26 protein-coding genes are annotated in these 25,183 nt (G+C 69.5%); 10 read left to right on the forward strand and 16 right to left on the reverse strand.

Going from position 1 to position 25,183, the window contains the following annotated elements:
• Positions 1–6 precede the first annotated feature (6 nt).
• From clsB to KGA65_RS09420, 7 genes are all read right to left on the reverse strand, one after another.
• Positions 7–1,302: a cardiolipin synthase ClsB gene (clsB, locus tag KGA65_RS09390; protein WP_225862884.1), complete on the reverse strand. Its 1,296-nt coding sequence runs from the start codon at positions 1,300–1,302 to the stop codon at positions 7–9.
• 2 nt (positions 1,303–1,304) lie between these two features.
• The gene (locus KGA65_RS09395) at positions 1,305–2,129 is read right to left on the reverse strand and encodes an endonuclease/exonuclease/phosphatase family protein (RefSeq protein ID WP_225862885.1); all 825 of its coding nucleotides are present in this window, start codon (positions 2,127–2,129) and stop codon (positions 1,305–1,307) included.
• A complete protein-coding gene (gene nudB, locus KGA65_RS09400) occupies positions 2,129–2,611 on the reverse strand; it encodes a dihydroneopterin triphosphate diphosphatase (RefSeq protein WP_225862886.1) in 483 nt (160 codons plus the stop codon). Before nudB ends, KGA65_RS09395 begins: the two co-directional genes overlap by 1 nt.
• 33 nt (positions 2,612–2,644) lie before the next feature.
• Positions 2,645–3,601, reverse strand: coding sequence for a prenyltransferase (locus tag KGA65_RS09405; RefSeq protein WP_225862887.1), 957 nt, complete (start codon positions 3,599–3,601; stop codon positions 2,645–2,647).
• Positions 3,602–3,716: 115 nt separating this feature from the next.
• Complete coding sequence (gene aspS / locus KGA65_RS09410) at positions 3,717–5,507, reverse strand: aspartate--tRNA ligase (RefSeq protein WP_225862888.1); 1,791 nt, start codon at positions 5,505–5,507, stop codon at positions 3,717–3,719.
• Positions 5,508–5,632: 125 nt separating this feature from the next.
• Positions 5,633–6,292, reverse strand: coding sequence for a DUF502 domain-containing protein (locus KGA65_RS09415; protein WP_225862889.1), 660 nt, complete (start codon positions 6,290–6,292; stop codon positions 5,633–5,635).
• A 14-nt stretch (positions 6,293–6,306) separates the two neighbouring features.
• Positions 6,307–6,624 carry an FmdB family zinc ribbon protein gene (locus KGA65_RS09420; protein WP_225862890.1) on the reverse strand — a complete coding sequence of 106 codons (318 nt, stop codon included), beginning with the start codon at positions 6,622–6,624 and terminating at the stop codon, positions 6,307–6,309.
• A 147-nt stretch (positions 6,625–6,771) separates the two neighbouring features.
• On the opposite strand from KGA65_RS09420, the gene KGA65_RS09425 reads away from it, so the two are divergent.
• Together KGA65_RS09425 and KGA65_RS09430 are read left to right on the forward strand one after the other, a co-directional pair.
• Positions 6,772–7,899, forward strand: coding sequence for a polyamine ABC transporter substrate-binding protein (locus tag KGA65_RS09425; protein WP_225862891.1), 1,128 nt, complete (start codon positions 6,772–6,774; stop codon positions 7,897–7,899).
• Between the two features lie 134 nt (positions 7,900–8,033).
• Entirely contained in the window at positions 8,034–9,245 is a 1,212-nt protein-coding gene (locus KGA65_RS09430) for a helix-turn-helix transcriptional regulator (RefSeq protein ID WP_225862892.1), read from the forward strand.
• 21 nt (positions 9,246–9,266) lie between these two features.
• Here KGA65_RS09430 and ubiB read toward each other — a convergent pair whose 3' ends face one another.
• The 7 genes from ubiB to KGA65_RS09465 form a co-directional block, all read right to left on the reverse strand.
• Positions 9,267–10,826 (reverse strand): ubiquinone biosynthesis regulatory protein kinase UbiB, encoded by a 1,560-nt coding sequence (gene ubiB / locus KGA65_RS09435; protein WP_225862893.1) that lies wholly within the window; start codon positions 10,824–10,826, stop codon positions 9,267–9,269.
• Positions 10,827–10,841: 15 nt separating this feature from the next.
• Positions 10,842–11,369: a hypothetical protein gene (locus tag KGA65_RS09440; RefSeq protein ID WP_225862894.1), complete on the reverse strand. Its 528-nt coding sequence runs from the start codon at positions 11,367–11,369 to the stop codon at positions 10,842–10,844.
• 57 nt (positions 11,370–11,426) lie between these two features.
• The gene (gene galE / locus KGA65_RS09445; RefSeq protein ID WP_225862895.1) at positions 11,427–12,449 is read right to left on the reverse strand and encodes a UDP-glucose 4-epimerase GalE; all 1,023 of its coding nucleotides are present in this window, start codon (positions 12,447–12,449) and stop codon (positions 11,427–11,429) included.
• 86 nt (positions 12,450–12,535) lie between these two features.
• Positions 12,536–13,267 (reverse strand): bifunctional demethylmenaquinone methyltransferase/2-methoxy-6-polyprenyl-1,4-benzoquinol methylase UbiE, encoded by a 732-nt coding sequence (ubiE, locus tag KGA65_RS09450; RefSeq protein WP_225862896.1) that lies wholly within the window; start codon positions 13,265–13,267, stop codon positions 12,536–12,538.
• A 45-nt stretch (positions 13,268–13,312) separates the two neighbouring features.
• Entirely contained in the window at positions 13,313–13,717 is a 405-nt protein-coding gene (locus tag KGA65_RS09455) for a gamma-butyrobetaine hydroxylase family protein (RefSeq protein WP_225862897.1), read from the reverse strand.
• A gap of 20 nt (positions 13,718–13,737) precedes the next feature.
• Positions 13,738–14,178: an HIT family protein gene (locus KGA65_RS09460; RefSeq protein WP_225862898.1), complete on the reverse strand. Its 441-nt coding sequence runs from the start codon at positions 14,176–14,178 to the stop codon at positions 13,738–13,740.
• Positions 14,178–18,104, reverse strand: coding sequence for a DUF3683 domain-containing protein (locus tag KGA65_RS09465; RefSeq protein ID WP_225862899.1), 3,927 nt, complete (start codon positions 18,102–18,104; stop codon positions 14,178–14,180). The genes KGA65_RS09460 and KGA65_RS09465 overlap by 1 nt, the downstream gene beginning before the upstream one ends.
• Before the next feature lie 146 nt (positions 18,105–18,250).
• Between KGA65_RS09465 and ugpQ the strand changes: the two genes are divergently transcribed.
• Together ugpQ and KGA65_RS09475 are read left to right on the forward strand one after the other, a co-directional pair.
• Entirely contained in the window at positions 18,251–19,018 is a 768-nt protein-coding gene (gene ugpQ / locus KGA65_RS09470) for a glycerophosphodiester phosphodiesterase (protein WP_225862900.1), read from the forward strand.
• 175 nt (positions 19,019–19,193) lie between these two features.
• Positions 19,194–20,366, forward strand: coding sequence for a choice-of-anchor tandem repeat GloVer-containing protein (locus KGA65_RS09475; RefSeq protein ID WP_225862901.1), 1,173 nt, complete (start codon positions 19,194–19,196; stop codon positions 20,364–20,366).
• A gap of 14 nt (positions 20,367–20,380) precedes the next feature.
• Here KGA65_RS09475 and KGA65_RS09480 read toward each other — a convergent pair whose 3' ends face one another.
• Positions 20,381–21,697: an MFS transporter gene (locus KGA65_RS09480; RefSeq protein WP_225862902.1), complete on the reverse strand. Its 1,317-nt coding sequence runs from the start codon at positions 21,695–21,697 to the stop codon at positions 20,381–20,383.
• 129 nt (positions 21,698–21,826) lie between these two features.
• Here KGA65_RS09480 and KGA65_RS09485 point away from each other — a divergent pair, with 129 nt between their 5' ends.
• The 6 genes from KGA65_RS09485 to KGA65_RS09510 are packed head-to-tail and all read left to right on the forward strand — an operon-like array spanning position 21,827 to position 24,537.
• Positions 21,827–22,153 carry a hypothetical protein gene (locus KGA65_RS09485; RefSeq protein WP_225862903.1) on the forward strand — a complete coding sequence of 109 codons (327 nt, stop codon included), beginning with the start codon at positions 21,827–21,829 and terminating at the stop codon, positions 22,151–22,153.
• Complete coding sequence (locus KGA65_RS09490; RefSeq protein ID WP_225862904.1) at positions 22,150–22,596, forward strand: bactofilin family protein; 447 nt, start codon at positions 22,150–22,152, stop codon at positions 22,594–22,596. Before KGA65_RS09485 ends, KGA65_RS09490 begins: the two co-directional genes overlap by 4 nt.
• A gap of 10 nt (positions 22,597–22,606) precedes the next feature.
• On the forward strand, positions 22,607–23,068 hold the full coding sequence (locus KGA65_RS09495; RefSeq protein ID WP_225862905.1) for a bactofilin family protein: 462 nt from the start codon (positions 22,607–22,609) through the stop codon (positions 23,066–23,068).
• A complete protein-coding gene (locus KGA65_RS09500; protein ID WP_225862906.1) occupies positions 23,055–23,276 on the forward strand; it encodes a hypothetical protein in 222 nt (73 codons plus the stop codon). The genes KGA65_RS09495 and KGA65_RS09500 overlap by 14 nt, the downstream gene beginning before the upstream one ends.
• A 56-nt stretch (positions 23,277–23,332) precedes the next feature.
• A complete protein-coding gene (locus tag KGA65_RS09505) occupies positions 23,333–23,746 on the forward strand; it encodes a bactofilin family protein (RefSeq protein ID WP_225862907.1) in 414 nt (137 codons plus the stop codon).
• A 14-nt stretch (positions 23,747–23,760) separates the two neighbouring features.
• Positions 23,761–24,537 (forward strand): methyltransferase domain-containing protein, encoded by a 777-nt coding sequence (locus KGA65_RS09510; protein ID WP_225862908.1) that lies wholly within the window; start codon positions 23,761–23,763, stop codon positions 24,535–24,537.
• On the opposite strand, the gene KGA65_RS09515 is transcribed toward KGA65_RS09510, so the two are convergent.
• Positions 24,518–25,159, reverse strand: coding sequence for a LysE family translocator (locus KGA65_RS09515; RefSeq protein WP_225862909.1), 642 nt, complete (start codon positions 25,157–25,159; stop codon positions 24,518–24,520). The genes KGA65_RS09510 and KGA65_RS09515 overlap by 20 nt on opposite strands.
• Between the last annotated feature and the right edge of the window lie 24 nt (positions 25,160–25,183).

The following is a 25,183-nucleotide window of genomic DNA, read 5'->3' on the forward strand; positions in this document are numbered from 1 at the left end:
GCGCGTTCAGTAGCGCTCGTTCCAGCCCGCCAGGCGCAGATACCAGTGCGCCAGCCAGGCCACCAGGCCGCGTCCCAGCACCGCATGCCAGCCGCGGCGCAGCGGCGCCACCGTGATGTGGTGCGACACCGTCAAGGCTCGCTCGAACTCCCGTGAGGCGGCGTTGCTCAGGGTTTCGTCGCGCACCACCACATTGGCCTCCAGGTTCAACACCAGCGACAACGGGTCGATGTTGGAGCTGCCCACGGTGACCCACTCATCATCGGCCAGGGCCATCTTGGCGTGCAGATAGGCCGGCATGTATTCATAGATCAGCACGCCCTCGGACAGCAGTTCGTCGTAGAGCACCCGCGCCGCCAGCCCGGCGATGCGGTAATCGACCTTGCCCTGCAGCAGCAGGCGCACCTGCACCCCCCGCCGGGCGGCCTTGACCAGCGCCCGGCGGAAGGAATGGCCCGGGTAGAAGTACGGCGTGACCAGGTCCACCCGCCGCTCGGCCTGCCGGATCGCGTCGATCAAGGCCCGCTCGATCGTGCGCCGCTGCCGCATGTTGTCCCGCACGACGAAAGCGGCCTGTACCGGTGCGGGATCGACCTCGCCCGGCCCGTGGCGCGGCGGCAGGATGCGCAGCTGCCGCAGGTAGCGGTGGGCCGAGCGCACCGGCCGCGCGCTGCGCACCAGGTTCAGCAGCTCCTGGCGCCAGTCCTCGCCGAAGGAGGCACGGGTCCAGATGGCCCGCAGCGTCTGCTCCACCGGGGCCACCACCGGCCCGTGCAGCTCGGCGGCATAGTCCAGCCGGGGATGCTCGCTGCGGCCGTGGTGGATGTCGAAGCGGTCGTCGATGATGTTGATGCCGCCCACAAACCCCCGCACGCCGTCGATCACGCACAGCTTCTGGTGCAGACGCCGCATCTGGCCGGGCTGGAACCAGTTCCACCAACGTTCCAGCGGACGAAACACCACCAGATGCACCCCCGCCGGCTCCAGCCACTGCCGCAGTTGGCGCAGGCTGTGGTGCGAGCCGAAGCCATCCACCACCACCCGCACCCGCACGCCCCGGCGGGCCGCCGCGGCCAGGGCCTGGGCCACGGCCTGGCCCGCGTCGTCGTGATAGAAGATGTAGGTGGCCAGCCAGACCTCGTGCAGCGCGTGGCCGATGGCGTCGATCAGGCGCGGAAACAGTTCATCGCCGCCCCGCAGCAGGCCCACCTCGTTGTGGCCGAAAAAGACCGGCCGGGAGAAGATGTACCAGGCGCCGGGATGGACCGGCGTGTCAGGGCCTGACGCGTCGGTGGGCGGCATCGTCAGGTGCGCTCAAGTTCCACCAGCAGCGGCAGGTGGTCGGACATGCGGGCCCAGGCCTGCCCGCGCGGCACGCTGCTGCGCACGCAGCGAAAGCCCCGGGTGTAGACCCGGTCCAGCGCGAAGATGGGCACCCGCGACGGGAAGGTGAGCCGGCTGGCCAGGCGGCCGTCCGGCGCGCGCGCGCGCAACAGACCCAGCTGGGCCATCGGCGTGTCCAGCCGCTCGCCCCAGTCGTTGAAATCGCCCGCCACCAGCAGCGGTGCGCCAGCCGGCACATGGGCCTGGATGAAGGCCGCCAGGCGGCGCACCTGCCGCACCCGGCTGGCATGGATCAGGCCCAGGTGGGCCACCACTGTGTGCACCACCTCGCCCTGCCAGGTGACCGGCACGTGCAACAGGCCACGCTGCTCGAACCGGTGGTCGGACACATCCTGGTGCTCGACATCGCCCATCGGCCAGCGCGACAGCAGCGCATTGCCGTGCTCGCCGTCGCGCGTCACCGCGTTGGTGCGGTAGGCCGACTCATAGCCCTCCGGCGCCAGGAAGTCGGCCTGCCCTTCGTCGGGCCAGCCGAACCAGGTCTGCTCGAAGTGGCGCGCCTCGCGTTCGTTGAACAAGCGCACCTCCTGCAGGAAGACCAGATCGGCATTCAGCGCCTGCACCCCCATGCCGAGGTTGTGGATCTCCAGCCGCTTGGTCGGCCCGAGGCCACGCACCCCTTTGTGGATGTTGTAGGTGGCCACCCGCAGGCGGGGCACCTCGGTGCGCTCGACAGGCGCCAGGGCATTCAGTTGGCCAGGATGGACAGCAGCGACAGAAGGCATCACGCAAGGGCCGCGAAACGCGGCAGCAGAAGAATCGCCTCGGCATTCGAGGGCGAGAAGCAGGCATCGGCCGCGGCCTGCCAAGGCAGCCAGCGGTAGCGCAGGTGTTCGCGCGGCGCCAGGGTGACCGGCGTGCCCGCGGGCACCTGCAGCCCGAACACATGCTCGGTGTTGTGGGTCACGCCGGGGGCGTAGCGGTGCCGCCAGCGGGGGTAGATCTCGTAGACATTGGAGAGCGCCCAGTCGCGCAGCGCCGCCTCGGGCACCGCGCCGGCACCGATCTGGATGCCGGTCTCCTCGGCCACCTCCCGACAGCAGGTAAGGCGCAGCGGCTCGTCCGCACGGTCCTTGGAACCGGTGACGCTCTGCCAGTAGCCCGGGGCGTCGGCCCGCTCCATCAGCAGCACCTGCCCCTCGGGCGTGTGGATGACGACCAACACCGATTCGGGGATCTTCGGCGGCTTGGACACGGACTCGCTCATGGATGGGATCGTAGCGCGGCGCGGGCCACCCATTCAGCGCAGACGCGCAATCGCCACGAAGGCCGTGGTCAACATCACACCATGCAGCAGGGCCGCGGCGATGGAGCCAGCCATCACCGGCCGCAGCCGGGCCGGCTCGTCCGCGTGGCGCCACAGCGTGATCGCGGCGGCGGCCGACAGCGGTGCCGAGGCCAGCCCCCACCACGCGGTGGAGGGCAGCCACTGGGCCGCCCACCAGGCTGCCACCCAGACATGGCTGGCCAGCACTAGCCCCGCGTAGCCCAGCGCCGCCGCGCGCGGCCCCCAGCGCACGACCAGAGTGCGCTTGCCCACCTGGGCGTCGGCCGCGGCGTCCGGGAACTCGGCCGCCCAGAGAATGGCCATCACCAGCCCGGCCAGGCTGACACCGGAGATGGCCGCGATCGCACTGAAGCCGTGGCGCTGCACATGGTCTGCGCCGACCACCACCAGCCACCAGGCCAGGCCGACCGCCAGTTCGCCCAGCCCGCGCGACATCAGGGCCACCCGCGGGCTGGAGTAGGCCCAGCCCAGCGCCAGCCCGGCCAAGCCGACCAGCAGCAGCCCCGGCCCCGTGCGGGCCGCCAGCGCGATGCCACCGCCCACCACCACGATGCCCAGCATGCGGGCCGCCTCGCGCATCTGCAGCGCGCTCACCCGACCGTCCTGGATCACCTGCGAGCCCCCGCTGAACGGGAACAGGCGACCGGTGTTGACGGCATCCGAGCCCCCCACCGCATCGCCATAGTCGTTGTAGAGGTTGGCCGCGGCATGGGCCAGCGCGGCCAGCACCAGCGTGGCCGCGGCCGCCGGGGCATCCCAGCCACAGCCGCAGGCCTGGGCCTGGGCGATGCCCAGCGCTGCCGCCACCAGCGTGACCGTCATGAAGCCCGGCCGGCAGGCCACCAGCCAGACTCTCAGCGACACCCGGGTTCCACCGTCTTCCTGCATGCCGCTCAGCATCGCGGCCATGCGGCCGGGCTGGCTTGAGATCGGTCAAGCCAGCCCGGGACAGACCAGCGGCAACGGGCGCGCCCAAGAAAAAGGGGCCCCGCAGGGCCCCTGGCTTGGCGGTGAACGAGCGCGCTCAGGCCGCCGGCTGCACGTTGCGCAGGCGGATGTGCAGTTCGCGCAGCTGCTTCTCGTCGACCATCGACGGGGCGCCGGTCAGCAGGCACTGGGCACGCTGGGTCTTCGGGAAGGCGATCACGTCGCGGATCGACTCGGCCTTGGTCATCAGCGTGATCAGGCGGTCCAGACCGAAGGCCAGGCCACCGTGCGGCGGCGCGCCGTACTGCAGCGCGTCCAGCAGGAAGCCGAACTTGATGCGCTGCTCTTCCGGGCTGATCTTCAGGGCCTCGAAGACCTTGGCCTGCACCTCGGCGCGGTGGATCCGGATCGAGCCGCCGCCCAGCTCCCAGCCATTGAGCACCATGTCGTAGGCCTTGGCCACGCAGGCGGCCGGGTCGGTCGACATCAGCTCCTCGTGGCCGTCCTTGGGGCTGGTGAACGGGTGGTGGCAGGCGTTCCAGCGGTCCTCTTCCTCGTCGTACTCGAACATCGGGAAGTCGACCACCCACAGCGGCGCCCACTTGTCCTCGAACAGGCCATGGCTGCGACCGAACTCGCTGTGGCCGACCTTGACGCGCAGCGCACCGATCGCGTCGTTGACCACCTTGGCCTTGTCGGCGCCGAAGAAGATCAGGTCGCCGTTGCAGGCACCGGTGCGGGCCAGCGTCTGGGCGATGGCGGCGTCGTGCAGGTTCTTGACGATCGGCGACTGCAGACCGTCACGGCCCTTGGCCACGTCATTGACCTTGACCCAGGCCAGGCCCTTGGCGCCGTAGATCTTCACGAACTCGGTGTAGCCGTCAATCTCGCCACGCGACATCTCCGCGCCGCCCGGCACGCGCAGGGCCACCACGCGGCCGCCCTTGGTCGTGGCCGGGGTCGAGAAGACCTTGAAGTCCACGTCCTTCATCACATCGGTGACGTCGGTGAACTCCAGCTTGACGCGCAGGTCCGGCTTGTCCGAGCCGTACTTGTACATCGCGTCGGCATAGGTCATCACCGGGTAGACCGGCAGCTCGACGCCGATGGCGTTCTTGAACACCGAGCGGATCATGCCCTCGAACATCGCGCGGATCTCTTCCTCGCTCAGGAAGGAGGTCTCGATATCGATCTGGGTGAACTCAGGCTGACGGTCGGCGCGCAGGTCCTCGTCGCGGAAGCACTTGGTGATCTGGTAGTAGCGGTCGAAACCCGCGACCATCAGCAGCTGCTTGAACAGCTGGGGCGACTGCGGCAGCGCGAAGAAGTAGCCATCGTGCACGCGGCTGGGCACCAGGTAGTCGCGCGCGCCTTCCGGCGTGGACTTGGTCAGCATCGGCGTTTCGATGTCGATGAAGCCGTTGGCGTCCAGGAACTTGCGCACCTCCATCGCCACGCGGTAGCGCAGCTTCAGGTTTTGCTGCATCTGCGGGCGGCGCAGGTCCAGCACGCGGTGGGTCAGGCGCACCGTCTCGGACAGGTTCTCGTCATCGAGCTGGAACGGCGGCGTGACGGAGGGGTTCAGCACCTCCAGCTCATGGCACAGCACCTCGATCTTGCCGGACACGAGGTTGGCGTTCTCGGTGCCCGCCGGGCGGGGACGCACCTTGCCGACCACCTTCAGGCAGAACTCGTTGCGCACGCCCTCGGCGGTCTTGAACATCTCCGGACGGTCCGGGTCGCAGACGATCTGCACCAGGCCTTCGCGGTCGCGCAGGTCGATGAAGATGACGCCGCCGTGGTCGCGGCGACGGTGGGCCCAGCCCATCAGGGTGACGGTTTCGCCCATCAGCGTTTCGCTGACCAGGCCGCAATACGTGGTTCTCATGGAATGCACTCCGTGCTTCGGAATCGGGAGGAGCGTTGCCACAGGCAACGCCCCGGCAAACGGGGGATCGGCCCGGGGTGGGGTCTGAGGACCCTCAGGACTGAACGCTGGGAGGCCCGGCGCGTTCAGCCCGCCGGATTGGGGTCGGCCTCCTCCGGCCCATGCGCATGGCTGGCCGGGGGCGTGACCACGCCCATCGAGATGATGTACTTCAAGGCCTCATCGACACTCATGTGCAGCGGCCGGACGGCGCTGCGCGGCATCATCAGGAAGAAACCGGAGGTCGGGTTCGGGGTCGTCGGCACGTACAGGCTGACGAACTCCTCGTGCAGCTGCTCGGCCACCTCGCCGCTGGGCTTGCCGGTGACGAAGGCGATGGTCCAGGATGCAGCGTGCGGGTATGGCACCAGCACAGCTTCACGAAAAGCGTTGCCGTTGCTGGAGAACAGCGTGTCCGAAACCTGCTTGACCGAGCTGTAGATGGACTTGACGATCGGGATGCGATTCATCAGCGCATCCCATTGGCGCAGCCACCACTGGCCGAAGATGTTCGTGACGAACACGCCGGTCAGCAGCAGCAGCACCACCATCACCAGCACGCCCATGCCGGGCCAGCTGCCGAACTGGCTGAGGCTTTCGGCCGCCCCCGCCGGCAGCACGGCGCCGGCCACCCTCAGCAGCGCATGGAAGACGCCATCGAGCAGACCCTGGACCCACAACAGCACCCAGACCGTGATGGCCAGGGGCAGCCAGGTGAGCAGGCCGGCGAGGAGGTATTTTTTCACGTGAGGTTTGCCGTTCAGTGGCAGGCGCAGGAGCCGCCGCAGGGCGTGGAAGGACCGGCACTGGCGTCACCGCCCGCGCTGGTGCCACCGGCGCTGCTGTCAGAGCTGCTCTCGGACCCGTGCGGCGCAGGCACGGACGTGCCGCCCGAGCCACCGCGGAAGTCGGTCGCGTACCAGCCCGAGCCCTTGAGCTGGAAACCGGCGGCGGTCACTTGTTTCTGGAATTGTTCGGCGCCGCAGGCAGGGCAGGTGTGCAGGGGCGGATCGGACATCTTCTGCAGCACATCCCGCGTATGGCCGCATGCGGCGCAACGATAGACGTAGATCGGCATGGCTAGATGAAAAGGAACAAACAGATGAACAGGGAATTATACGGAGGCCCCATGACGGCTGCTGGTCAGCCGACCATGCCGGAGCACGGCCCTAGAATGCGCGCGCCCACTGCCGCCCCGGCCGGGCTCCCCAACCGCTGAAAGGAGATGGATGTGAAAACCTCTGCATGGCGCCGCTGGCTGCCCACCACCCTGGCCGTGCTGTTTGGCGGCGTGGCCGCCGGCACCGCCCTGGCGGCCGACGAGCCCAAGGTGCTCAACATCTACAACTGGTCCGACTACATCGCCCCGGACACGCTGGCCAACTTCGAGAAGGAAACCGGCATCAAGGTCCGCTACGACAACTACGACAACAACGAGATCCTGCATGCCAAGCTGGTGGCCGGCAAGACGGGCTACGACATCGTCGTGCCGGGCGCCCACTTCGCCAAGCAGCAGATCACGGCCGGCCTGTTCCAGAAGCTCGACCGCAGCCAGCTGAGCCACTGGAGCAACCTGGACCCGGCCCTGCTCAAGCAGATGGAGAACGTGGACCCGGGCAACCAGTACCTGGTGGACTGGCTGTGGGGCTATGTGACCGTCGGCATCAACGTGGACAAGGTCAAGAAGGCGCTGGGCGGCCTGCCGATGCCGGACAACGCCTGGTCGCTGATCTTCGACCCGAAGTACGCCGCCAAGCTCAAGAGCTGCGGCGTGAGCTTCCTGGATTCGCCCTCCGAGGTGCTGCCGGTGGCCATGGGCTATGTGGGCAAGCCGGCCTACAGCCGCAACGCGGCCGACTACAAGGCGGCCGAGGACATGCTCAAGCAGGTCCGCCCCTCTGTGACGCGCTTCTCGTCCTCGGGCTATATCGACGAGATGGCCCAGGGCTCGCTGTGCGCGGTGATGGGCTACTCGGGTGACATCAACATCGCCCGGGCCCGCGCGATCGAGGCCAAGAACGGCGTCAAGCTGGAGGCCCTGATCCCGACCAAAGGCGCCACCCTGTTCTTCGACTCGATGGCCATCCCGGCCGATGCGCCGCACCCGAAGAACGCGCTGAAGTTCATCAACTACATCCTGCGCCCCGAGGTGCACGCCAGCCTGACGAACAAGGTGTTCTACGCCAACCCGAACAAGGCCTCGCTGAAGTTCGTGAAGAAGGACGTGGCCAGCAACCCGAGCATTTTCCTGAGCGCCACCGACATGGCCAAGATGACCGCTCCGGACAGCGTGCCGCAGGACATCAAGCGGGTGCAAACCCGCATCTTCACCCACTTCAAGGCCTTGAAGTGAGCCCCACCGGCTGAGCTGGACAACGCCGCCCCGTGCGGCGTTTCTTTTTTTGGGGGGGGGAGAAGCCCGTTGCCTTTCCTCCCACGGACAGGTTAGAAACACGATGTAACACGCCGGTCGCGAGGGCCCATCCGATGTCTTCGGTTTCGATGCAGGAACTTGCCGAGCTGAGCACGCTGATCGGCACGATCTACGACGGCGCCCTGGACCTGCAGGCCTGGGCGGCCCTGCCCGAACACATCGGCGCCTGGATCGACGCACCGCAGTGCTACCTGTTCACCCCGATGCACCGGCCCGAGCAGGGCGGGTTTCTGCTGTCTCACAACCTCAGCCCGCAGTCGGCGGCCCTGTGGCTGTCGCGCTACCTGCCGCTGGACCTGTGGGGCACCCGGGCGGTGGAGCGCGGCTACCTGCGCACCGGGGACATCGTGCGCGACCAGGCGCTGGTCAGCGAGGAAGAGTTCGTCGCCTCGCGGATCTACCGCGAATTCCTCGCGCCGCTGGACATCGGCCGCCTGCTGACCGGCCTGGTGTTCGGCCTCGACAGCCCGCCCCTGTGGCACGGCCCCCAGGGCCAGCCCCTGCAACTGCCCATCAACTGCAGCCTGAACCGGCCCCTGCACCGCCCCTTCGACGCCCACGACGCCGAGAAGCTGGGCCTGCTGCTGCCCCACCTGTCCCGGGCGCTGGGCATGATGCTGCGGCTGCGGGATGCCGAGTTCCGGGTCGCCACCAGCCTGGCCGCACTGGACCGGCTGCCCCAGGCCCTGCTGCTGCTGGACCGCGAGGGCGGGGTCAGCCACGTCAACCCCGCCGCCCAGGGGCTGCTGGCCCGCGAGGATGGTCTGCGGCTGCAGACCGCGGCCAGCCCGGTCGGCCGCGCCACGCTGCAGGCGACGCACTCCCCCACCGCGCAGGCGCAGCTCGAAGCCGCCATCCGCGAGGCCCGCGAGCCCGACCTGCTGCGCAGCCGACACTTCATGAGTGCTCTGCGCATCGCCCGCCACAACGGAGCCGGCCACTACACGCTGATGCTGGCCACGCTGCCGGCCGGCAACGAGTTCACCACCCACCGCGCCGCGCCCCGCATCGTCATCTTCCTGAACGAGGAGGACCACGCCCCGGCCCCCCATGCCGACCTGCTGCGCGAGCTCTACCAGCTCACGCCGGCCGAGGTGCGGGCCGCCCTGCTGGCCCTGCAGGGCGGCAGCGTGCAGGACATGGCCGCCGCGCTGGGGGTGAGCGAGAACACCGTCAAATCGCAGCTGAAGGCCGTCTACGCCAAGACGGGTGTGGACAACCGGGCCCGGCTGACCCGGCTGCTGAGCTCGCTGGCGCGCGGCTGAGACGCGGCCCGGGCCGGTGGCTCAGCCACCACCGTGCAGCTGGATCACCAGCCGGGCCACCATCACGCCCATCAGGAAGCCCACCCCGCTCCACAGCAGGGCCGACAGCAGACGGTTGGTGCGGCGCTGCTCACGCAGCAGGGCCCGCAGCGCCGGCGTCAGGTCGGCCGGCTTCTCCTGCAGCTTCTGGTGCACCAGGCGCGGCAGCTCCGGCAGCAGCTGGGCGTAACGCGGCGCTTCGGCCTTGAGCTGGCGCACCAGCGCCCGCCAGCCGATCTGCTCGTTCATCCAGCGTTCCAGGAAGGGCTTGGCGGTGGACCAGAGGTCCAGATCCGGGTCCAGTTCGCGGCCCAACCCTTCGACGTTCAGCAGCGTCTTCTGCAGCAGCACCAGCTGCGGCTGGATCTCGACATTGAAGCGGCGCGAGGTCTGGAACAGGCGCATCAGCACCTGCCCCAGCGAGATGTCCTTCAACGGCCGGTCGAAGTGCGGCTCACAGACGGCGCGGATCGCCGCCTCCAGCGCATCCACCCGGGTGTTGGGCGGCACCCAGCCGCTTTCCACATGCAGTTCGGCCACGCGCTGGTAGTCGCGCCGGAAGAAGGCCAGGAAGTTCTGCGCCAGGTATTCCTTGTCGACCTGGGTCAGGGTGCCGACGATGCCGAAATCCAGCGCGATGTAGCGGCCGAAAGTGGCCGGATCGACGCTGACCTGGATGTTGCCCGGGTGCATGTCGGCGTGGAAAAAGCCGTCACGGAAGACCTGGGTAAAGAAGATGGTCACCCCATCGCGCGCCAGCTTCGGGATGTCCACACCGGCCTCGCGCAGGCGCTCCATCTGGCTGATGGGGATGCCCTTCATCCGCTCCATCACGATGACCGTGGCGCTGCACCACTGCCAGTGCATCTCGGGCACCAGGATCAGCGGCAGGTCGGCCATGTTGCGCCGCAGCTGGGCGGCGTTGGCCGCCTCGCGCACCAGGTCCAGCTCGTCGTGCAGGTAGCCGTCGAACTCGGCCACCACCTCGCGCGGGCGCAGGCGCTTGCCATCGGCCGACAGGCGCTCGACCCAGCGGGCCAGGGTGTGCAGCAGGGCCAGGTCGTCCTCGATGACGTCCAGCATGCCCGGGCGCAGCACCTTGACGGCCACCTCGCGGCCGTCCTTCAGCACCGCGAAGTGCACCTGGGCGATCGAGGCGCTGGCCACGGCCTCGCTCTCGAAGTGGGTGAACACCGCCTCGACGGGCTGGCCCAGGCCCTGCTCGATCAGGCGGCGGGCCTGCGCGGCCGGGATCGGCGGCACCCGGTCCTGCAGGCGGGCCAGTTCGTCGGCAATGTCCGGCGGCACCAAGTCGCGCCGGGTGGACAGCACCTGGCCGAACTTGATGAAGATCGGGCCCAGGGCTTCCAGCGCCAGGCGCAGGCGCTCGCCGCGCGGCGCGCCCAGGCGCCGGCCGCGGGTCAGCACCCAGGACAGCGCGCGCAGCCAGCGGTGCTGGTCGAACCGGGAGAGCACCAGCTCATCCACCCCGTGCCGCAGCAGGGTGAGGACGATGAAGACCAGACGGGTGAAGTACCGCATCGGAAATCGCTTCCCTCAGGGACGCTGGGTCGCGCCAGTGACGCTCTGCACCAGCTGCCGCAGCACCCCCAGGGCCTGGCTGCCCGCCTGGCTGAGGCCTTCGGCCAGGCCAGGGCCCATCACCCGTTCCAGGTCCGCCGCGATGTCCCAGCGCACGTTGGAGACCACCCAGTTCACATCGGAGGCAAAGACGGCATCACCCTCGATCTGCACCGGCGGCAGCTCGCCCCCGGCCAGCCGGCGGGCGGCATCCAGCGGGTGGCCGGCATCGACGCACAGGCGCAGATCCGCCGCGGCGGCCTCGCCGGCCTCATCGGCGGCCTCCAGCAGCCCGGCAGGCGTGATGCGCAGCGCCAACGGCGGGGGCGGCGGCAGCGGGCCGCGCCAACCCGACACCTCGACCTGCAGCAGGCGACCCGCATGGGGCTTGAGCCGTGCCGGCGCCACCGGCGCCGAGGCCAGCACATGGTTGGCCAGCAGGACGAAACGCGCCGTCAGCGCGGGCAGGACCAGGTCGGTCAGGGCAGCAATCGGATCGGGCATGCGCTGATTGTAGGAGTGGCCCTCCGCCCGCCCCTGCGGCCGGTCCCTCCAGCGGACTCAGGTGCCGGGCCCGTAGCCCTGCGGGTTCTGGCGCTGCCAGCGCCAGCTGTCGGCGCACATCTGGTCCAGGCTGCGCTGTGCCTGCCAGCCCAGCAGGGTGCGGGCCAGCGTGGCATCGGCGTAGTAACTGGGCAGGTCGCCCGCACGGCGCTCCACGATCTGGTAGGGGATGGGCTTGCCGGCGGCCCGCTCAAAGGCCTTCACCAGGTCCAGCACGCTGTAGCCCACACCGGTGCCCAGGTTGACGGTGCAACCCTGCTGGGCGTCCAGCAGGTAGCGCAGGGCCGCCACATGACCCTCGGCCAGGTCCATCACGTGCAGGTAGTCGCGCACGCCGGTGCCGTCCGGGGTGTCGTAATCGCCACCGAAGATGGACAGGAACTCGCGCCGGCCCACCGCCACCTGCTGCACATAGGGCATCAGGTTGTTGGGCACGCCGCGCGGGTCCTCGCCCATCTGGCCGCTCTCGTGGGCGCCCACCGGGTTGAAGTAGCGCAGCCAGGCGATGGCCCAGGACGGATCGGCCGTCTCCAGGTCGCGCAGGATCTGCTCGCCCATCAGCTTGGTGCGGCCGTAGACGTTCATCGCGGCCAGCGGATGGGCCTCGGTGTAGGGCAGGAAGACCGGCGTGCCGTACACGGTGGCGCTGGAGCTGAAGACGAAGGTCTTCACGCCGTGGCGCTGCATCACCTGCAGGGTGTTGACCAGGCCGCCGAGGTTGTTGGCGTAGTAGGCCAGCGGCTGCTCGGCCGACTCGCCCACCGCCTTGAAAGCCGCGAAGTGCACCACCGCGTCGATGCGGTGCTTCTGGAAGATGGCGTCCATGGCCGCGGCGTCGCAGACATTGGCCCGCTCGAACACCACCGGGCGACCGCCCAGGGCCTCGATGCGGCGCAGCACCTCGGGCGAGGAATTGGAGAAGTCGTCCACCCCCACCACGTCGAAGCCCGCCGCCTGCAGGGCGAGCCAGGTGTGGGAGGCGATGTAGCCGGCGGCGCCGGTCAGCAGGATCTGGGGCATCTCGGGTCCGTTCAAGACAGACCTTCAGTATGCCGCGGCCTCAGGGCATTCCCGGGCGCAGCAGCCCCCTGCCCTGGGGATTCAGCTCAGCACTTGATGCCCACGTGCAGGGCCACCACGCCGCCGGTCAGGTTGTGCACGTCGACATGGCCGAAGCCGACCGTCTTCATCATCGCCTTGAGGGTGGCCTGGTCCGGGTGCATGCGGATCGACTCGGCCAGGTAGCGGTAGCTGTCGGCATCGCCCGCCACCCACTGGCCCAGCTTGGGCAGGATGTTGAAGGAGTACCAGTCGTAGGGCTTCTGCAGCGGCTTGGCCACCTTGGAGAATTCCAGCACCAGCAGGCGGCCGCCCGGCTTGAGCACCCGGCACATCTCGGCCAGGGCCTGCTCCTTGTGGGTCATGTTGCGCAGGCCGAAGGCCACGCTGACCAGGTCGAAGGTGCCCGGCTTGAACGGCAGCTTCTCGGCGTCGCAGATCGTGGTCGGCAGCGACAGGCCTTCGTCGAGCAGACGGTCGCGGCCAGTGCGCAGCATGGCCTCGTTGATGTCGGTGTGCACCACGGTGCCGGTCGGGCCGACCTTGCGGGCAAAGGCGCGCGAGAGGTCACCCGTGCCGCCGGCGATGTCCAGCACCGCGTCGCCTTCCTTGAGGTTGGCCACCGCCACGGTGTAGGCCTTCCAGACCCGGTGCAGGCCCATGGACATGAAGTCGTTCATCAGGTCGTACTTGGAGGCGACCGAATCGAACACGCCCTTGACCTTGCCGGCCTTCTCGGCCTCGTCCACGGTTTCAAAACCGAAGTGGGTCTGCGACATGGAACTCTTTCTTGGAATGGGAGGAGAAGCGATCGGCTTCCCGGGTCAATGCGAGTGGCAGGACGGGCCGTCCTTGGGCGGCATCGGGGCATCCCGATCGACGCCAGCCAGCTTCAGCCGGGCCTCGTAGGCCGCCCAGTGCTCGGCTTGGCGGGCGCCCAGATCGTAGAGATAGGCCCAAGTGTAGAGGCCGGACTCGTGCCCGTCGTCAAAGCGCGGCTGCAGCGCGTAGTGGCCGACCATGGCCACCTCGGTGATCAGCACCTCGCGCTTGCCGGTCTGCAGCACCTCCTGCCCGGGGCCATGGCCCTGCACCTCGGCCGAGGGCGAGTAGACGCGCAGCAACTCGAAGGGGATGCGGAAGGTCTGACCGTCGTCGAAGCCGATTTCCAGCACGCGGGAGGTCTGGTGCAGGGTCAGCGCGGTCGGCTGGGGGGCGGCTTGGCTCATGCGGAAACGGAAAATGGCTCTCAGGCGTTCAGGGCGCGGCGCACCCGGTCGTCCAGTTCGGTCAGCGGCACGGCCAGGCGCTGCGCGGCCGGCGGCTCGGGCGTGCGTTGGCGGTTGCCCCAGATGGGCTGCGGGAAGTGGCTGTCCCAGTCGAAGCGGGCGATCACATGCCAGTGCAGATGCGGCACCACATTGCCCAGCGTGGCCAGGTTGATCTTGGTGGGCTTGAGGCTGGTGCGCAGCACATGCTCCACCGCCAGCACCGCGTCCATCAGGTGGGCGCGGTCCACATGCGAGAGATCGCTCATCTCGGCCACGTGCTCGTTCCAGATCACCCGGTAGAAGGCCGGGAAATCGGGCGTGTCCAGCACCCGCACCACGCGCAGGCGCTCGCCCGCATGCACCAGCGACCAGGCCGCGGTGGCCTGGTGCTCACACAGTTCGCAGCCGGCTTGCTTCATCACACCAGCACCCGTTCGATGCCCCCCGCATTGGCGCGGGCGACGTAGTCTTCCATCCAGCTGGCACCCAGGATCTTGCGCGCCATCTCGACGACGATGTAGTCGGCCTCCAGCAGGCCGTTCTGCAGGTCGCCGCCGTAGCGCGACAGGCCCTGCAGGCAGCTGGGGCAGGAGGTCAGGATCTTCAGGTCCTGCTGACCGTCCACCGCACCGGTGGCGCGCAGTGCGGCCTCGGCGTTGCGGATCTCTTCCTCTTTGCGGAAGCGCACCTGGGTCGAGATGTCCGGCCGGGTCACGGCCAGCGTGCCGGATTCGCCGCAGCAGCGTTCGCTCTTGATCACCGCCTCGCCCACCAGCGCCTTGACCGTCTTCATCGGGTCCTGCAACTTCATCGGCGTGTGGCAGGGGTCGTGGAACAGGTAGCCGCCGCTGCCATCGAGCTTGATGCCCTTCTCCAGCAGATATTCGTGGATGTCGATGATGCGGCAGCCCGGGAAGATCTTGTCGAAGTGGTAGCCCTGCAGCTGGTCGTAGCAGGTGCCGCAGCTCACCACCACCGTCTTGATGTCCAGGTAGTTCAGTGTGTTGGCCACGCGGTGGAACAGCACCCGGTTGTCGGTGATGATCTTCTCGGCCTTGTCGGCCTGGCCGGCGCCGCGCTGCGGGTAGCCACAGCACAGGTAGCCCGGCGGCAGCACCGTCTGCACGCCGGCATGCCACAGCATGGCCTGGGTGGCCAGACCCACCTGGCTGAACAGGCGCTCGGAACCACAGCCCGGGAAGTAGAACACCGCCTCCGTCTCGGCCGTGGTGACGGCCGGGTTGCGGATGATGGGCACGTAGTCCCGGTCCTCGATGTCCAGCAGGGCCCGCGCCGTCTTCTTGGGCAGGTTGCCCGGCATCTTCTTGTTGACGAAGTGGATCACCTGCTCCTTGAGCGGAGCCGTGCCCACCGTGGCCGGCGGTGCGCTGGTCTGATGCTTGGCGGCAATCGCCAGCACGTCGTGCGCCAGACGCTGGGCCTTCATGCCCACGCCGACGATGGCCGAGCGCGCGAGCTTGATCGTCTCCGGATTGGTCGCATTGAGCATGAACATCGCCGCGGCCTGGCCGGGACGGAAGCTCTTGCGGCCCATCTTGCGCAGCAGGTTGCGCATGGCCATGGTCACGTCGCCGAAGTCGATCTTCACCGGGCAGGGGCTCAGGCACTTGTGGCAGACCGTGCAGTGGTCGCCCACGTCCTCAAACTCCTCCCAGTGCTTGATCGACACGCCGCGCCGGGTCTGCTCCTCGTAGAGGAAGGCCTCGACCAGCAGCGAGGTGGCCAGGATCTTGTTGCGCGGGCTGTAGAGCAGGTTGGCGCGCGGCACGTGGGTGGAGCACACCGGCTTGCACTTGCCGCAGCGCAGGCAGTCCTTGACCGAAGCCGCGATGTCACCAATGTCGCTCTGCTGCATGATCAGCGACTCGTGCGTCATCAGGCCGAAGCTGGGCGTGTAGGCATGGCTCAGGTCGGCCGCGTGCACATCGTCGCCCAGGCGGCTCAGGGCCTCACCGCGCAGCAGCTTGCCGCGGTTGAAGCGGCCTTCCGGGTCGATCCTGGCCTTGTAGGCGGTGAAGTTGGCCAGTTCCTCGTCCGTGAGGAATTCCAGCTTGGTGATGCCGATGCCGTGCTCGCCAGAAATCACGCCGTTGAGGCTGCGCGCCAGCACCATGATGCGTGCCACCGCCTCGTGCGCGGTCTGCAGCATCTCGTAGTTGTCGCTGTTGACCGGGATGTTGGTGTGCACATTGCCGTCACCGGCGTGCATGTGCAACGCCACCCACACGCGGCCGCGCAGCACGTCCTTGTGCAGCTTCTTGACGCCTTCGATGATGGGCGCGAAGGTGGAGCCGGCGAACAGCAACTGCAGCGGCTTGAGCAGGTCCTTCTTCCACGAGGCGCGCAGCGAGTGGTCCTGCAGCTGGTCGAAGAAGCTGCGGCGCTCGTTGGGCAGCACCTCGTCGAGGTGGTTGTACCAGTGCTGCCACAGGCTGCGCACGCTGCGGATCAGCGCCAGCGCCTCGGGCACGCGCTCGTCCAGCAGTTCGTCGCGGGTGTGCTCGCCGGCCTCGTCGGTCTTGGCCAGCGGCAGCTCGCCCTCGGTGAAGAAGGCCTCCAGCCGCTCGGTCAGCGCCAGCTTGTTGCGCAGCGACAGCTCGATGTTGATCCGCTCGATGCCCAGGGTGTATTCGCCCATGCGCTCCAGCGGGATCACCACGTCCTCGTTGACCTTGAAGGCGTTGGTGTGGCGGCTGATGGCCGCGGTGCGCTTGCGGTCGGCCCAGAACTTCTTGCGGGCCTCCGGGCTGACGGCGATGAAGCCCTCGCCCGAACGGCCATTGGCCAGGCGGATGACCTCGCTGGCGGCCTTGGCCACCCGGTCCTCGTCGTCACCCACGATGTCACCGAACAGCGCCATCTTGGGCATGCCGCCGCGCTTGCTCTTGGTGGCGTAGCCCACCGCCTTCAGGTAGCGGTCGTCCAGGTGCTCCAGGCCGGCCAGGATGGCCCCGCCCGGCTGCTTCATCTCCTGGAACATGAAGTCCTTGATCTCGACGATCGAGGGCACGCAGTCCCGGGGATTGCCGAAAAACTCCAGGCAGACGGTGCGGGTGTGCTTGGGCATGCGGTGCACCACCCAGCGCGCGCTGGTGATCAGGCCGTCGCAGCCTTCCTTCTGCACGCCCGGCAGGCCGGCCAGGAACTTGTCGGTCACGTCCTTGCCCAGGCCCACCTTGCGGAAGGTGTGCCCCGGGATGTCCAGGCGTTCGGTGCGCAGCGGCGTCTTGCCGTCGGCGGCGAAGTAGCGCAGCTCGAAGCTGGCCATCTCGGCGTCGTGGATCTTGCCCAGGTTGTGACCCACGCGCACCACCTCCAGCCATTCGGCGTTGGGGGTGACCATGCGCCAGGAGGCCAGGTTGTCCAGCGCGGTGCCCCACAGCACGGCCTTCTTGCCGCCCGCGTTCATCGCGATGTTGCCGCCGATGCAGGAGGCCTCGGCCGAGGTCGGGTCGACCGCGAACACGAAGCCCGCGCGCTCGGCCGCATCGGCCACCCGCTGGGTGACCACGCCGGCGCCGGTCCAGATCGTCGGCACCGGATGGTCGATGCCCGGCAGCGTGGTCATCTCGACCTCGGTCATCTGCTCGAGCTTCTCGGTGTTGATGACCGCGCTCTTCCAGGTCAGCGGCACGGCGCCGCCGGTGTAGCCAGTGCCACCCCCGCGCGGGATCACGGTCAGCCCCAGCTCGACGCAGCTGGCCACCAGCCCGGCCATCTCGGCCTCGGTGTCCGGCGTCAGCACGACGAAGGGGTACTCCACCCGCCAGTCGGTCGCATCGGTCACGTGCGAGACGCGCGACAGGCCGTCGAACTTGATGTTGTCCTTGCGGGTGTGGTGGGCGAACCGCTTGCGGGCGCGGTGGCGCAGCTCTTCCAGCTGCACGAAGCGGGTCGCGAAACGGTCCACCGCGGCACGGGCCAGCACCAGCAGCTCGCCCACATGGGCATCGCGCTGGGCGTCCACCTCGGGGGTGCGACGCTTCTCCACCTCGGTCAGGCGGTGGCGCAAGGCCTCGATCAACTGGGCACGCCGGCGCGGGTTGTCCAGCAGGTCATCGACCAGATACGGGTTGCGCTTGACGACCCAGATGTCGCCCAGCACCTCGTAGAGCATGCGGGCCGAACGGCCGGTGCGGCGCTCATCGCGCAGCAGGTTGAGCAAATCCCAGGCGCGTTCGCCCAGCAGGCGCAGCACGATCTCGCGATCGGACAGCGAGGTGTAGTTATAGGGAATCTCGCGCAGCCGGGGTGCGGCGGCGTCATCAACGGGGTGGTCCCCGTTCACGGGGGGGACGGTGGGAATCGGCAGCGGCGCGTTCATGGCGGGCAGGCGGAGAGCGGACGACCAGACAATCCGGCCGCACGCACCTGTCAGGGGCACGTGGGCATGAATGATACCGTCCGGGGAAAGCCCGCCTGTGGGGCATGGCATGCTGTGCCCGGTCCCGCCGCACCCCGACACATCCGATGCCTCAGCCCGAGCCCAGCCCCCTGCCCCCCCTGCCCCCCCTGCCCCGTTTGTCCGGCTGGCCCCGCTGGATCGCCCACCGCGGCGCGGGCCGTCGGGCGCCGGAGAACACCCTGGCCGCCTTCCGTCATGGCTGGCAGCTGGGCTACCGTGCCTTCGAGTGCGACGTGAAGCTCTCCGCCGATGGCGAGCCCTACCTGCTGCACGACGACACGCTGGAGCGCACCACCTCAGGCCAGGGCCCGGCTGCGGCGCTGGACTGGGCGGCCCTGTCCCGCCTGGATGCCGGCGCCTGGTGCGGCTCCGGCTGGGCCGGCGAGCCCCCCACCCGGCTGGCCGCGCTGGCTGCCTTCGCGAACGCCGAAGGCTTGCACGTCAATCTCGAACTCAAGCCCCTGCCCGGGCAAGCTGAACCGACCGGACGGACGGTCGCAGGCGCGGTACGGCGGCTCTGGCACCCCGGCACCCCGGCGGCCTGGCTGTCCTCCTTCCAGCCCCCCGCCCTGGCGGCGGCGGCCGCCGCCGCGCCGGAGCTGCCACGCGCCCTGCTGCTGGACAGGCTGGCGCCCGGCTGGCTGGCGCAGGCGCAGGCGCTGGGCTGCCAGGGCGTGGTGCTGGACCACCGGCTGGTGGACACCGAGGTCCTGCACGGCCTGCAGGCACAGGGCCTGGCCTGCTGGGTCTACACGGTCAACGAGGCGGCCCGGGCCGAGGCCCTGTGGGCCCTGGGCGTGGACCGCATCATCACCGACACCCTGGGGCCCTGAGTCCCCCGGGCAGAGGTGCGACCTCCATCGCCTCCATCGGATTGAGCATTGCGCCCCCAGGGGCCGACGTGCAGGATGGCGCTTGAGCCGCTGTGCGTGCGGCCCCTTCCGCCGGGTGGCCATCCCTGCTCCAGGATCGCTCCGGCGTGCCCGACACCCTTGCTCGAGGACCGACATGCGCTCTCTGCTCCGCGCGCTCGCCTGCGCCACCCTGTCTGCAGCCTCCCTGGCCTCTGCCGCCACGCTGACCGTGGTGAAGGCCTTCGACAGCAGCACCTGCTCCCTGCCGATGGCGTCCATGCTGCTCACCGCCGACGGCAGCCTTTACGGCACCTGCCTGGGCAGCGGCACGGGACGGGGCGGCATCCTGTTCCGGCTCGACACCACAGGACAGTTCAGCGTTCTGCATCAGTTCAGCTACAACGACAGCACCGATGCCTCCGAACCCATTGGCGGCCTCCTGCAGGGGCAGGATGGCCTGCTCTGGGGCAGTTCCCAGGGAGGGGGCGGCTCCGACAACCACGGCACCGTCTACCGAATCGGCACCGATGGCAGCGGCTTCACCCTGGTGAAGGTCTTCTCTGCGGAGGACGGCACCTTTCCCAGCGCATTGATCCAGGATGCGCAGGGGAAGGTGTACGGCACCACCAACCAGGGCGGCGGTCGGCGCATCAAGGGCACCGTGTTCTCCGTCAGCCCGTCAGGCGACTTCACCCGACTGCTGGGCGTGCGCGCGGCCCTGGATGTCACCTGGCCGGCAGGCGGTCTGACCTGGGGACCCGATGGCTTTCTGTACGGCTTGGGCAGCAGTGGCTACAGCACCCGCACCACGGGCAGCGCGGGCTCGCTCTACCGCATTCGGCCGGATGGCACCGGCTTCCAGCGCATGGTGTCCTTCCAGACACCGAGCCAAGGCTATGGTCCGATGGGCGAGTTGCTGCTGGCCTCTGACGGCTGGCTCTATGGGGTGACTTACCAAGGAGGCCAGCATGGCCAGGGCACCGTGTTTCGCTGGAACCCCAGCGACGGCAGTTTTGCCCTGGTCCATGAGTTTGCCGGGGGCCCCGGCGAAGGGGCCAACCCCTCGGGGGGACTCGTCCAGGGCGCCGATGGCGCCCTCTATGGCGTGACAGCCAGTGGCGGCAGCGCTGGCAGCGGTCTGGTAGGGACCGTCTATCGCCTGACCCTGGCGGGTCAGTACACGCTGCTGCACAGTTTTGACACCACCAGCGCGGCCGGGTACTACCCCACCGACCGGCTGACCCCCGCGCCGGACGGCAGCCTCTACGGAACCACCTGGCATGGCCCCGATGGCCTGCCCGGCACCGTGTTCCGCGTGCAGCCCTGACCCGACTCCGGCACTCAAGCCACGCCCGCGTCCACCGCCTCCAGCCGCCGCGCGGGGCTGTCCACCGAAGGCAACTCGCGCACCGCCTGGATGCGCGGCAGGCGCCAGGCCACCAGCGCCAGCAGCGCACAGCTCGCCCCGGCAAAGCCCAGCGCCGCCCGCAGGCTGACATGCTCGCCCAGCCAGCCGCCCAGCATCGCCCCGGGCACCGAGGGCAACAGGATCAGCCAGCGCATCACGCTGGTCATGCGGCCCAGCAGCGGCTCGGGGGTGACCGCCTGGCGCAACGCGATGAAGTTGATGAAGATGAAGATGGCCCCGGCGCCGAACAGGCTCAGGCAGGCGACGAAGGCGGCCACGCCCAGCGGCCCCACCGGCGCCACCGCCAGCAGCAGCCAGCCCAGGGCGGTGCAGGCAAAGCCCGTCACCAGGGCGGGCCCGGGCCCCAGACGGCGGCTGAGGCGGTCGCCCAGCAGGCTGGCCGTCACGGTGCCCGCGCCCAGCGCCACATAGCTCAAGCCCACCGCCTGCTCGCTCAGGCCCAGGCGCCGGGTGGCAAAGAGGATCTGGACCACATTGGCGCACTGGTGGCACAGCTGCCAGGCGCCCACGCAGGCGGCCAGCGTCACCAGCAGGCGCTGCTGGCGCACGAAGGACAGGCCGGCCCGCAGGTCGCGCCAGAAGCTGCCGGCCTCAGCCGCCCGCAGGGTCTCCTGCACCCGGATCAGCCGCAGGATGCCGGCCGAGCCGATCAACAGCACGGCGTTGACCAGCAACGCCAGCGGAGCCCCCAGGGCGCGGATCAACGCCCCGGCCACGGCCGGTCCGGCCACTTCCGCGCCGGAGTTGGCCAGCGCATTCTTGGCATGGGCCTCCACCAGGCGGTCGCGCGCCACCACCTGGGTCAGCACGATCTGCGAGGCCGAGCCGGCCGTGGTGTTGACCAGGCCGATCACGAAGGCCACGGCATACAGCCAGCCCATCTGCAGCCAGCCCAGCCACCAGGCCAGCGGCACGGTGGCCACCACCGCGGCCAGGCACAGCTCGCCGGCAATGTAGACCGGCAGCTTGCGCACCCGGTCCAGCCACACCCCGGTGGGCAGCGAGAACAGCAGGAAGGGCAGCAGCTCCATGGTGGTCAGCCAGCCCATCTGGGTGGGGGTGGCGTGCAGCAGCACGGCCGCCGTCAGCGGCACCGCCAGCAGGGTCACCTGGGTACCCAGGGAACTGATCAGGATCGAGGACCAGAGCCGCCGGTAGGTCGGATCACGCAGCAGGTCGTCGGGCGCGGGCGACAGGCGCACGCGCAAAGCCATCCACCAGGACCTCATGGGTCACATTCACTTTCTGTGCAGGTCAGAGCCCGCAGACCCGGGTAGGGCGCAGGCGGTCGACGATGCTAGCAGTCGCCCCTCACCGACTGGCGCAGCAGCGAGGCCAAGCTCCGCAATAATCACGAGATGCCCGCAACCGACCCGATCGACCGCTACCTGACCGAACAGGTGGTGGGCCCGGCCACCCTCCTGGTGTTGGGCCCCAGCCAGGGCGTGCGCGAAGCGTCCGATCGGGCGCTGCGCCTGGACTGGCTGGACGACCGCGGCCGCCTGTTGCGCGGCCTGGCCCAGGGCCTGGTGGGCCGTGACGCCGCCGCCCCGCTGGCCGGCCAGCCCCTGTCGCTGGCCGCCCTGCCCCGCCTGCGCCGGCGCCTGTGGCTGGCCCTGTGGCTGGGCTGGAGCGGACTGCTGGGGGCCGCCGTCTGGGCCCTGACCCGCTGGAGCCTGGGATGAACGCCCCCGCCACCCCCACCCCGCCGGCACAGGACACCCTGCTGCTGGACCCGGTGGCGCTGAACATCGTCAACCGCATCGCCGAAGGCACGGTGCTGGAGGGCACGCTGAACTTCAAGGGCGGCCTGCTGCTGCAGGGCACGCTGCGCGGCGAGGGCGAGATCGCCGGCCGCCTGGTGATCTGGCACACCGGCCAGCTGCAGGGGCGCTTTCGCATCCTGGGCGACCTGATCGTGCTGGGCCACCTGGGCGGTGTCACCGACGACACCGACCCCGGCACCGTCGTCGAATGCCAGGGCACGGTGCAGGTGGCCAGCACCGGCGTGTGCACCGGCAGCCTCAGCGCGGCCCGGCTGCGCCTGTACGACGGCGGCGTGCTGCAAGGCCCGTTCCGCACCCTCCGGCACGAGCGCCAGCTGCCCGTGCTCGACACCATGGCCTGAGATCCGCCCGATGGACACCGACGACACCCCTTTGAACGACGCCCCGCGCATCCCGCTGGGCGCCGCCCTGCCCGACCTGAGCCACCTGCCCACGCTGGACCTGACCGACCCACCGGCCGCCGTGACGCCAGCGCCCCGCCACTCCCAGCTGGGGGCCGGCTGGCGCTTCGAGGGCGAGGCCCGCATCGACGGCACGCTGACGGTGGCCGGTGAACTGCAGGGACACGTCAGCGCGCCGGGCCGCGAAGGTCATCTGACGATCACCGAAACCGGCCGGGTGCAAGGCGCGCTGCAGGTGCGCAGCCTCTCGGTGTTGGGCCGCGCCGAAGGCGATCTGGACGTCTCGGGCGGGCGCGCCGCGCTGCATGCCAGCGCCGTGGTCAGCGGCCGGCTGCGCTATGGCCAGCTGCAGGTCAACGGCGCGGAGCTGAACGCCCAGGTCGAGTGCGTGCGCCCGCATGACAGCCCCTGACGGCGCCCGCCCGGCGCTGCTGGACCGGGACAGCTTGCGCCGCCAGGCCCTGGCCCGCGCGGCGGCCCGCGGCCGGCCCATGGCCCAACGCCGTCTGCGCTGGCGCCAGTGGCGCTGGGCGATCGGCCGCCTGCTGCGCTGGGGCAGCGGCCCGGCCCTGCTGGCCCTGGCCGCCTGGGCCTGGCTGCAGCGCCACGGCGCCGGCTGAGCCCGGACAGGGCTGCGGCACAATCGATTCCCCTGGGTCTTCCGCACGGTCACACCATGTCACAAGCCGCTTCGAACTTCGCCCCCCGCCTGGTCCCGGTCGAGGCCTTGAACGCCATCTCCAGCCTGGTGGCCGAAGGCGCCGTGTTCGAAGGCTCGTTCAGCGCCCAGCAGGACCTGGGCCTGCGCATCGATGGCGTGCTCAAGGGGGGCGTCAAGGTGCTGCAGGGTGGCACCGTGCATGTCGGCCCCGGCGGCCGGGTCGAGGACACGGTGATCGAGGCCGACCATGTGCTGATCGAAGGCCGGGTGCAGGGCACGGTGATCGCGCGGCAGACGCTGGAGATCACCGGCAGCGGCACGCTGATCGGCGACGCCTTCTACGACGCCCAGCTGGACGTGCACCCGCGCGCCCGGCTCAAGGGCAAGGTCGAGTACCGCGGCGAGCTGGACACCACCACCCCGTCCTGAGCGCCAGACCGGCCATGGGCGACACGGCCTTCTACGATCGGCTGGCCCCGGACTACCACCTGTTGTTTGCCGATTGGGAGGGCAGCATCGGGCGCCAGGGTGCCGCCCTGGGCGACCTGCTGCGCAGCCAGGGTCTGCAACCCGGCGATGCCGTGCTGGACGCCGCCTGCGGCATCGGCACGCAGACCCTGGGCCTGATCTCGCAAGGCTTTGCGCTCGCCGCCTCCGACCCGTCGCCCGGCGCGGTGGCACGGCTGCAGAACGAACTTCGCACCCGCGGCCTGCAAGCCCAGGTCCGGGTCGATGACCTGCGCACCCTGGCGGGCACCGCCACCGGCAGCCAGGCCGCGGTGCTGGCCTGCGACAACAGCATCCCGCACCTGCTGAGCGACGAGGAGATCGGGCAGGCCTTTCGCAGCGCTTGGCGCTGCCTGCAACCCGGTGGCCTGCTGTTGATCTCGGTGCGGGACTATGCCGCCCTCCCGCGTGTCAGCCCCGATGTGCGCCCCTACGGGGCCCGGCGCGATGCCCAGGGCCGGCGCTTCCTGGCCGTCCAGGTCTGGGAGTGGGATGGCGACTGCTACGACCTGCGCCTCTACCGCACGGTGGAGCACCCGGACGGCCGCTGCGACACCGACGTGCTGTGCAGCCGCTACCACGCGGTCACGCTGGAACGGCTGGCCCAGCTGATGGCCAAGGCCGGTTTCGAGGCCGTGACCCGCCGTGACGACGTGCTCTACCAGCCGGTGCTGCTGGCCCGCAAGCCAGCGCTCAGCGGCCCGACAGCATGAGCCGGACGGCCAGCAGGGCAAATGCCGCGGCAAAGCCACGACGCAGCCACGCCAACGCCCGCGCGCTGGCCAGCAGGTGGGCCCGCACCGCGGCGGCAAACACCCCGTAGAGCGCGAACACCCCCCAGGTCATGGCCATGAAGACCAGGGACATGCCCAGCATCTGCTGCACCGCCTGGCCCGGGGCCGGTTGGACGAACTGCGGCAGAAAGGCCAGGAAGAACAGCGACAGCTTGGGGTTGAGCAGATTGGCCAGCACGGCCTGCCGCACCAGGCCGGTCCGGGGCGGCGCACGGCCCGCCTCCAGCGCCAGCGCGCCGCGGGCAGCCAGACTCTGCCAGGCCAGGAACAGCAGGTAGAGCACACCCAGTCCGCGCAGCAACTCGAAGGCCCAGGGATGCATCTGCAGCACACCGGCCACGCCGGTCAGGCTCAGCGCCAGATGCGGCACGATGCCCAGGGTGCACCCCCAGGCGGTGACCAGCGCCGCCCGCCGGCCCTGTTGCAGGCCGGCGGCAATGGTCAGCACGGCGCCGGTGCCGGGCGAGGCCACGATCAACAGCGAGGTGAGCAGAAAGGATGGGGACGCCAGCGCGGCGAAGATGGGAGATACCGGAACCATGAAGCCACTCCGTTCAGAGGCAGG

The sequence above is a fragment of the Ideonella benzenivorans genome (genome assembly GCF_020387415.1).
In the GTDB taxonomy this organism is placed as follows: Bacteria; Pseudomonadota; Gammaproteobacteria; order Burkholderiales; family Burkholderiaceae_C; genus Ideonella; species Ideonella benzenivorans.

What these genes read in the sequence shown, in the direction of transcription:
- clsB (WP_225862884.1), bottom strand. Translation starts at nt 1,302, where the DNA reads ATGCCGCCCACCGACGCGTCAGGCCCTGACACGCCGGTCCATCCCGGC.
- KGA65_RS09395 (WP_225862885.1), bottom strand. Translation starts at nt 2,129, where the DNA reads ATGCCTTCTGTCGCTGCTGTCCATCCTGGCCAACTGAATGCCCTGGCG.
- nudB (WP_225862886.1), bottom strand. Translation starts at nt 2,611, where the DNA reads ATGAGCGAGTCCGTGTCCAAGCCGCCGAAGATCCCCGAATCGGTGTTG.
- KGA65_RS09405 (WP_225862887.1), bottom strand. Translation starts at nt 3,601, where the DNA reads ATGGCCGCGATGCTGAGCGGCATGCAGGAAGACGGTGGAACCCGGGTG.
- aspS (WP_225862888.1), bottom strand. Translation starts at nt 5,507, where the DNA reads ATGAGAACCACGTATTGCGGCCTGGTCAGCGAAACGCTGATGGGCGAA.
- KGA65_RS09420 (WP_225862890.1), bottom strand. Translation starts at nt 6,624, where the DNA reads ATGCCGATCTACGTCTATCGTTGCGCCGCATGCGGCCATACGCGGGAT.
- KGA65_RS09425 (WP_225862891.1), top strand. Translation starts at nt 6,772, where the DNA reads ATGGATGTGAAAACCTCTGCATGGCGCCGCTGGCTGCCCACCACCCTG.
- KGA65_RS09430 (WP_225862892.1), top strand. Translation starts at nt 8,034, where the DNA reads ATGTCTTCGGTTTCGATGCAGGAACTTGCCGAGCTGAGCACGCTGATC.
- ubiB (WP_225862893.1), bottom strand. Translation starts at nt 10,826, where the DNA reads ATGCGGTACTTCACCCGTCTGGTCTTCATCGTCCTCACCCTGCTGCGG.
- KGA65_RS09440 (WP_225862894.1), bottom strand. Translation starts at nt 11,369, where the DNA reads ATGCCCGATCCGATTGCTGCCCTGACCGACCTGGTCCTGCCCGCGCTG.
- galE (WP_225862895.1), bottom strand. Translation starts at nt 12,449, where the DNA reads ATGCCCCAGATCCTGCTGACCGGCGCCGCCGGCTACATCGCCTCCCAC.
- ubiE (WP_225862896.1), bottom strand. Translation starts at nt 13,267, where the DNA reads ATGTCGCAGACCCACTTCGGTTTTGAAACCGTGGACGAGGCCGAGAAG.
- KGA65_RS09455 (WP_225862897.1), bottom strand. Translation starts at nt 13,717, where the DNA reads ATGAGCCAAGCCGCCCCCCAGCCGACCGCGCTGACCCTGCACCAGACC.
- KGA65_RS09460 (WP_225862898.1), bottom strand. Translation starts at nt 14,178, where the DNA reads ATGAAGCAAGCCGGCTGCGAACTGTGTGAGCACCAGGCCACCGCGGCC.
- KGA65_RS09465 (WP_225862899.1), bottom strand. Translation starts at nt 18,104, where the DNA reads ATGAACGCGCCGCTGCCGATTCCCACCGTCCCCCCCGTGAACGGGGAC.
- ugpQ (WP_225862900.1), top strand. Translation starts at nt 18,251, where the DNA reads ATGCCTCAGCCCGAGCCCAGCCCCCTGCCCCCCCTGCCCCCCCTGCCC.
- KGA65_RS09475 (WP_225862901.1), top strand. Translation starts at nt 19,194, where the DNA reads ATGCGCTCTCTGCTCCGCGCGCTCGCCTGCGCCACCCTGTCTGCAGCC.
- KGA65_RS09480 (WP_225862902.1), bottom strand. Translation starts at nt 21,697, where the DNA reads ATGAGGTCCTGGTGGATGGCTTTGCGCGTGCGCCTGTCGCCCGCGCCC.
- KGA65_RS09485 (WP_225862903.1), top strand. Translation starts at nt 21,827, where the DNA reads ATGCCCGCAACCGACCCGATCGACCGCTACCTGACCGAACAGGTGGTG.
- KGA65_RS09490 (WP_225862904.1), top strand. Translation starts at nt 22,150, where the DNA reads ATGAACGCCCCCGCCACCCCCACCCCGCCGGCACAGGACACCCTGCTG.
- KGA65_RS09495 (WP_225862905.1), top strand. Translation starts at nt 22,607, where the DNA reads ATGGACACCGACGACACCCCTTTGAACGACGCCCCGCGCATCCCGCTG.
- KGA65_RS09500 (WP_225862906.1), top strand. Translation starts at nt 23,055, where the DNA reads ATGACAGCCCCTGACGGCGCCCGCCCGGCGCTGCTGGACCGGGACAGC.
- KGA65_RS09505 (WP_225862907.1), top strand. Translation starts at nt 23,333, where the DNA reads ATGTCACAAGCCGCTTCGAACTTCGCCCCCCGCCTGGTCCCGGTCGAG.
- KGA65_RS09510 (WP_225862908.1), top strand. Translation starts at nt 23,761, where the DNA reads ATGGGCGACACGGCCTTCTACGATCGGCTGGCCCCGGACTACCACCTG.
- KGA65_RS09515 (WP_225862909.1), bottom strand. Translation starts at nt 25,159, where the DNA reads ATGGTTCCGGTATCTCCCATCTTCGCCGCGCTGGCGTCCCCATCCTTT.